Here is a 6524-nt window from a genome sequence, read left to right as displayed (position 1 = left end):
GGTCATGGACCACAACCAGCACCTCGCCGACTTCGACCCCGAGATCGCACGGCTGCTTGACGCCGAGCTGAGCCGCCAGCAGACGACGCTCGAGATGATCGCCTCGGAGAACTTCGCGCCGGTCGCCTCGCTCGAGGCCATGGGCAGCGTCCTCACCAACAAGTACGCCGAGGGCTACCCGGGCAAGCGCTACTACGGGGGCTGCGAGTTCGTCGACGAGGTCGAGACGATCGCCATCGATCGGCTCAAACAGCTATTCGGCGCGCAGTACGCCAACGTCCAGCCGCACTCCGGCGCGACCGCGAACGCGGCCGCGTACCACGCCCTCGCCTCGGCAGGCGACACCGTCCTCGGTCTCGATCTCGCGAACGGCGGGCACCTCACCCACGGCATGAAGCTCAACTTCTCCGGACGTCTCTACAACGTGGTCCCGTACAAGGTCGACGACCGGGGCTACGTCGACATGGACGAGCTCGCGGGTCTCGCCCGGGAGCACCAGCCGCGGATCATCCTCGCCGGGTGGTCGGCGTACCCGCGGCACCTCGACTTCGCCAGGTTCCGTGAGATCGCCGACGACGTCGGCGCGTCACTGTTCGTCGACATGGCGCACTTCGCCGGGCTCGTGGCCGCGGGCCTGCACCCCAACCCGCTGCCGCACGCACACATCGTCACCACCACCACGCACAAGACCCTAGGCGGCCCGCGCGGTGGCGCCATCCTCACCAACGACGAGGAGGTCGCCAAGAAGATGCGGTCGGCGGTCTTCCCCGGTCAGCAGGGCGGCCCGCTCGAGCACGTCATCGCGGCCAAGGCGGTGGCGTTCAAGATGGCGCTCGAACCCGGGTTCAAGGAGCGGCAGCAGCGCACGCTCGACGGGGCACGGATCCTGGCCGAACGGTTGCTGGCCGACGATGCCCGCGCCGCGGGCATCCAGGTGGTCAGCGGCGGCACCGACGTTCACCTGGTGCTCGTCGACCTGCGGGAGAGCGAGCTCGACGGCAAGCAGGCCGAGGACCGGCTCGAAGAGGTCGGCATCACGGTCAACCGCAACGCCGTCCCCAACGACCCGCGGCCGCCGATGGTCACGTCCGGTCTGCGCATCGGCACGCCGGCGCTGGCCACGCGCGGCTTCGGCGATGACGAGTTCCGCGAGGTCGCCGAGATCATCGCCGAGGCGCTCAAGCCGGGCGACGTCGACATCGAGGGCCTTCGCAAGCGAGCCGGCGTCCTGGCCGAGCGCTTCCCGCTCTACCCGGACGTCACGCCGTACAGCAGTCGTTGAGCTCGTCGAAGCGGCTTCGACTGTGGCTGCGGCCCGGGCTGCTGGGACTTCACGCCTTCGCCGTGGTGGCGGTCGGGGTCTGCGTGGTGGCCGGGCTTTGGCAGCTCGGTCTCTATGACTCCAGGCAGGACGTCGAACGCGCCGGCCAGCGGTCCGCCACCCCCGTCGCGCTGACGGAGGTGTGGGGACCTGACGAACCGTTCGAGGCACGGCTGGAGAACCGCCGGGTCCGGGTCGAGGGGCGGTTCGCGCCCGCGTCCGAGCAGGTGTGGGTCGTCGGCCGTGAGCACGACGGACGACGTGGGGCCTGGCTCGTCGCCCTGGTGGTCGTCGAGGGAACCGACGCCGCGCTGCCCGTCGTCCGTGGCTGGGTGCCGCAGGTCGCCGACCTGCCCCCGGTGCCCGACGGCGACGTGACGCTCGACGCCGTTCTCCAGGCCAGCGAGGTCAGCGGCGAGCCCTTCGACGAGCGTGACCGGACCATCGGCACACTTTCCATCCCAGCGCTCACCAACGTGGTCCCGGGGGACCTGTACTCCGGCTACGCGATCGGAGTGTCCGGGTCGGTGACCGGAGGGCTCACGCCGGTCCAGCCGCCCTCGCCGGACGTGGCCTGGACGGTGGGGCTGCGCAACCTCGCCTACGCCCTGCAGTGGTGGGTGTTCGGCGCGTTCGCGGTGTTCATGTGGTGGCGGATGGCCACCGAGAACGTGGCGTCGCGGGAGGCCGAGGGGGCCGCAGGTAACGTGACGCCGTGAACCGAACCCTGCGCGCATACCAGGTCGTGGCGACGATCGTCGGCCTCAACCTCATCTTCGTCATCACCGCTGCCGTGGCCCAGCGCGTGACCGACGAGCTGTCGTGGTGGAACCGCAACGAGGACCTCATCTTCACGATCGACCAGATTCATGGGCTGCTGTTTATGGTGCTGCTCGTGCTCATCGCGGCGCTGCACTCGCAGAAGCGTTGGAAGCCGGCCTTCACCATCAGCACCATGCTGCTGGCCACGATCCCGTTCGTGAGCTTCTGGGCCGAGCGCCGCACCACGCACGCCGTGCAGAACCCATCGGTGGTTCAGTAGCCGGGAGGAACCGGCGTATCGAAACCACAGTCTGCGCGAGCCTGTCCCCTCAACCAGGTCTCGATACGCCGGAGGCCGTTGGCGTGAGTCACTCAGCGATCAGCTGTCGTCGTGATCAGTCGTCTTCGTTCGGGCCGTCGTCGGAGTCGTCGTCGCGGTCGTTCGGACCGTCGTCGTTGTCGTCCTTCTCGTCCTTGTCCTCGTTGGGGCCGTCGTCGGAGTCGTCGTCGCGGTCGTTGGGTCCGTCGTCCCTGTCGTCAGCCTCGTCGTCCTTGTCTTCGTTGGGGCCGTCGTCGGAGTCGTCGTCGCGGTCGTTGGGTCCGTCGTCGTTGTCGTCGGGCCCTTTGTTGTCGTCGCCGACGTCGTCACGGTCGTTGTCGTCGTTGTCGTCCTGCTCGACGAAGGCGCCGGTCGGTGCATCGCCGGCGTTGGCCACGGCGATTCCGCCGGCCGTCAGCACCGCCGCTGCGGCCAGCCCGATCGCACCGGCCAGTGTGCGCTTTTCCATGTGCCCACCCTCTTCCGGTCGACACCAGCGTCACTCCCGGCACCTGAATTCACGCTGAATTCGCAGGTCACGCGCCCCTGAACGTCGCCTTGCCCGGACCCTCGGCGAGGAAGGACTCCATGCCGCGGCGGAGGTCGTCGGTGTCGAACAGCTCGGACGCTATGGATGTCGTGTGGTCGAGCGCCTCCTGCAGGCCGCCCGACTCGAGGTGCCGCAGGATCTGCTTCGCGGACCCGAAGGCTTTCGTCGGCCCGACGGCCACCTGGAGCACGATCGCCCGGACCGCGTCGTCGAAGCCGTCATCGGGCAGCACCCGGTTGACGACGTTCCACCGCTCGAGGGTCTCGGCGTCGTAGAGCTCGCCGGTGAAGACGAGCTCCTTGGCGCGCGCGACGCCGGCGCGGCCGGCCAGTCGCTGGGTGCCGCCCATCGTCGGCGTCAGGCCGATGACCCGCTCGACGAGCCCGAACTTCGCCTTCTCCGCCGCGACGATGATGTCGCAGGCCAGTGCCACCTCGAACGCCCACGTGAGGGTGAGCGCGTGAGCGGCGAAGAACGTCGGCACGTCGAGCTGGGCGATGCGCCCGGGCAGCTCGAGCATGCGGTCGTAGAGCGCCTTGGTGTCGGCCTTCGTGGTGCGGGCCTGGAACGCGGAGACGTCGACGCCGCCGGAGACGATCCTTCCCTCGGCCCGGATGAGCAACGCCCGCGGGAGGTCGGCCTCGACGTCGTCGAGGGCTTCGTCGAACGCGTCGTGCATCTCGCGGGAGTACAGGTTGACCGGTGGGTCGGCGAACGTCAGCACCGCGACGTCGTGGTCGTCGCGCTCGAGCCTCACGCTCATGCAGGCCGTGAGGGGTCGTAGCTGCCGCCGCGGTCGGCGATGGCGTTGCGCACGGCGATGACCGCGCCGATCAGGAGCAGCAGCAACAGGATTCGTCGGGACGTCATGGCCTGACGGTATCGCCAGGACCGCCCGCACGTCCCGCGACGGCCGCCGACCCGGGCTTGTCACGCCATGAAAAGATGAGTCGAAACCCCCTGATCGAAAGGAAACGCCGTCGTGGCAGCCCACTTGACCGCCACCTTCACCACCAGCCTGGGCGACATCGTCATCCAGCTGTTCCCCGACCACGCGCCGAAGACCGTCGAAAACTTCGTCGGTCTCAGCGAAGGCACGAAGGAGTGGTTGGATCCCTCCACCGGACAGGTGTCGGGTCAGCCCTTCTACGACGGTCTGACGTTCCACCGGATCATCCCGAACTTCATGCTCCAGGGCGGCGACCCGCTGGGCACCGGCACCGGCGGCCCCGGATACACCTTCGAGGACGAGTTCCACCCGGACCTGCGCTTCGACCGGCCGTACCTGCTGGCGATGGCCAACGCCGGACCGGGCACCAACGGCTCGCAGTTCTTCATCACCGTCGCCCCGACCGACTGGCTGAACCGCAAGCACACGATCTTCGGCGAGGTCACGGACGCCGACAGCCAGGCTGTGATCGACGCGATCGCCGCGACCAAGACCGACCGGTTCGACCGTCCGGTCGAGCCCGTGGTCATCACCAAGGTCACGATCGAACGGTCCTGACGTGACCGAGCCCTCGTCGATCGAGCAGCAGCGCTGCTACCGGCACTCCGATCGCGAGGCGTACATCAGCTGCCAGCGGTGTGAGCGGCTCATCTGCCCCGAGTGCATGCGCGACGCCTCGGTCGGTTTCCAGTGCCCGGAGTGCGTGGCCGAGGGACGCAAGTCCGTGCGCGAGCCCCGCACCGTCGCCGGGGGCCGGATCTCGGCGAGCGAGGGCGCCGTGTCGATGACACTGCTGGGCATCAACGCGGTCGTGTTCGTGCTCCAGCTGGCCACCGGAGTTTCCACGGGCATCGTCTTCGAGCTCGGTGCCATGCAGGGTTTCGCCGTCGCTCAGGGCGACTACTGGCGACTGCTCACGGCGGCATTCCTGCACGCCGGCATCCTGCACATCGCCTTCAACATGTACGCGCTCTACATCTTCGGGCCGTTCGTGGAGCGGGCACTCGGCACTGCGAGGTTCGTCGCCGCCTACCTGACGATGGCGGTCGCGTCGTCGGTCTTCGTGTACTGGCTCACCGCTCCGCAGATCGCGACGATCGGTGCGTCCGGCGCGGTCTTCGGGCTGTTCGGACTGGCCCTGGTGCTGCTCATCCGCGCCCGTCAGGACGTGCGCACATTGCTCGTGCTGCTCGCCATCAACGCCTTCATCAGCCTGCAGGGCAACATCAGCTGGCAGGGTCACCTGGGCGGGTTCGTCACCGGCATCCTGCTCGGGCTGGTCTTCGCCTACGCTCCGCGCGAGCGACGCTCGGTCATCCAGCTCGGGGCCTTCTTGATGATCTGGGGCGGCATCCTGGTCGCCGTGGTGCTCCGCACCCTCCAGCTCAGCTGAATGACAACGGTGTGATTATGCACAGGCCCGTCCACAGCAGTGGATAAACGACAGGTGTGTCATTCCCATTTCATCGCGAAGCCGAAGGCCGCGAGGATGAAGCCCATGCCGATCACGATGTTCCACTGCCCGAGGTCGGAGTAGAACGGGATGCGTGTGTCGGTGCCGCTGACCACGTAGAACACCACGATCCACAGCAGACCGACGACGGCCGACGCCACCATCGCGGGCGCGGCCCAGCGGTTGGCCACCTTGCCGGGTTCACCGGGTCGGGGCGCCGGGCGCGTGCGGTCGGCGACCGACATCGCGGCGAAGCCCAGGCCGGCGGCGATCGCGTAGTTCCACTTGCCGATGCCGAAGAACACGGGGATCTCGCCGATCGCGGGGAAGTCCTTGTCGGTGGTCGCGAAGATCGTGGCGACGAACCAGGCAACCGCCCCGACGAGCAGCACCAGCGCCAGCGGGTGCTTCCACCCACCGCGCGTCGAGGGCGGCGGCTCCTGCCGGGGTGACTTGTGCGGGACGTTCTTCGCCACGATGACCTCTCTGGTGTGTTCGATGCTCGGGATATCCTAGTCGCCGAGACATTGCGGAGGTGGGGTGGATGGCCAGGGCGGGATTGCACGCGCGTCAGCGGTGGCCCCTCGCTGTGCTGTCGATGTGCGTCCTGGCCGGCGGGTTGTTCGCGGCCGCCGCCGTCACCTCCGACGGCTCCGATCTGCGCCCGGCCGGCGGCGACGTCGCCTCGCTCCTGCAAGAGCGGGCACTGCGAGCGGAGCGGCAACGTGCCGAGGCGCGCGAACTTCAGCAGGACATCGACGACATCTCCCGGAGCTCGCCGTCGCGAAGCTCGCTCGACGTGCTGCTCGGTCGCCTTGCTCGGCTGCGCGAGGTCAGCGGCCTCCGTGATGCGAGCGGTCCGGGCGTCCGGGTCAGCCTCACCGACGCCCCGCGCAGCGTCGACGTTCCGGGGCTCGACCCCAACGTGCTCGTGGTGCACCAGCAGGACATCCAGGCCTTCGTCAATGCGCTCTGGTCCGGTGGCGCGGAAGCGGTCTCGCTCCAGGGTCAGCGACTCATCTCCACCACCGGCATCAAGTGCGTCGGCAACACCGTCATACTCGACGGCGTGCCGTATTCGCCTCCGTACGTCATCGAGGCGATCGGCGACCCGGCCCGGCTGAACCGGGCACTCGACGAGTCACCCGAGGTCACCATCTACCGCGACTA

Annotated in this window: 9 protein-coding genes; 6 read left to right on the top strand and 3 right to left on the bottom strand. The window is 68.4% G+C overall.

Annotation, left to right across the window (positions count from 1 at the left end; genetic code table 11):
• Positions 1 to 4: 4 nt before the first annotated feature.
• From glyA to ACRDPN_RS12940, 3 genes are read left to right on the top strand one after another with little or no spacing between them, the layout of a single operon-like run.
• Positions 5 to 1282: a serine hydroxymethyltransferase gene (gene glyA, locus ACRDPN_RS12950; RefSeq protein ID WP_431448629.1), complete on the top strand. Its 1278-nt coding sequence runs from the start codon at positions 5 to 7 to the stop codon at positions 1280 to 1282.
• On the top strand, positions 1279 to 2040 hold the full coding sequence (locus tag ACRDPN_RS12945) for an SURF1 family protein (RefSeq protein WP_431448626.1): 762 nt from the start codon (positions 1279 to 1281) through the stop codon (positions 2038 to 2040). Before glyA ends, ACRDPN_RS12945 begins: the two co-directional genes overlap by 4 nt.
• On the top strand, positions 2037 to 2363 hold the full coding sequence (locus ACRDPN_RS12940; RefSeq protein WP_431448623.1) for a DUF3817 domain-containing protein: 327 nt from the start codon (positions 2037 to 2039) through the stop codon (positions 2361 to 2363). The genes ACRDPN_RS12945 and ACRDPN_RS12940 overlap by 4 nt, the downstream gene beginning before the upstream one ends.
• Before the next feature lie 115 nt (positions 2364 to 2478).
• Here ACRDPN_RS12940 and ACRDPN_RS12935 read toward each other — a convergent pair whose 3' ends face one another.
• Both ACRDPN_RS12935 and ACRDPN_RS12930 read right to left on the bottom strand, forming a co-directional pair.
• Positions 2479 to 2871 (bottom strand): hypothetical protein, encoded by a 393-nt coding sequence (locus tag ACRDPN_RS12935; RefSeq protein ID WP_431448620.1) that lies wholly within the window; start codon positions 2869 to 2871, stop codon positions 2479 to 2481.
• 67 nt (positions 2872 to 2938) lie between these two features.
• The gene (locus ACRDPN_RS12930; protein WP_431448617.1) at positions 2939 to 3715 is read right to left on the bottom strand and encodes an enoyl-CoA hydratase/isomerase family protein; all 777 of its coding nucleotides are present in this window, start codon (positions 3713 to 3715) and stop codon (positions 2939 to 2941) included.
• Between the two features lie 219 nt (positions 3716 to 3934).
• Between ACRDPN_RS12930 and ACRDPN_RS12925 the strand changes: the two genes are divergently transcribed.
• Together ACRDPN_RS12925 and ACRDPN_RS12920 are read left to right on the top strand one after the other, a co-directional pair.
• A complete protein-coding gene (locus ACRDPN_RS12925) occupies positions 3935 to 4459 on the top strand; it encodes a peptidylprolyl isomerase (protein ID WP_431448614.1) in 525 nt (174 codons plus the stop codon).
• Position 4460: 1 nt separating this feature from the next.
• On the top strand, positions 4461 to 5294 hold the full coding sequence (locus tag ACRDPN_RS12920; protein ID WP_431448611.1) for a rhomboid family intramembrane serine protease: 834 nt from the start codon (positions 4461 to 4463) through the stop codon (positions 5292 to 5294).
• A 59-nt stretch (positions 5295 to 5353) separates the two neighbouring features.
• Here the strand turns inward: ACRDPN_RS12920 and ACRDPN_RS12915 are convergent, their stop codons facing one another.
• A complete protein-coding gene (locus tag ACRDPN_RS12915; RefSeq protein ID WP_431448608.1) occupies positions 5354 to 5830 on the bottom strand; it encodes a cell division protein CrgA in 477 nt (158 codons plus the stop codon).
• Between the two features lie 68 nt (positions 5831 to 5898).
• Here ACRDPN_RS12915 and ACRDPN_RS12910 point away from each other — a divergent pair.
• The coding region (locus ACRDPN_RS12910; protein ID WP_431448605.1) for a DUF881 domain-containing protein at positions 5899 to 6524 on the top strand (626 nt) is incomplete at its 3' end.

This window comes from Aeromicrobium sp. (genome assembly GCF_050700635.1).
In the GTDB taxonomy this organism is placed as follows: Bacteria; Actinomycetota; Actinomycetes; order Propionibacteriales; family Nocardioidaceae; genus Aeromicrobium.
Note: the sequence above shows the minus strand (reverse complement) of the source record. Positions and strands in the feature narration are given on the sequence as shown.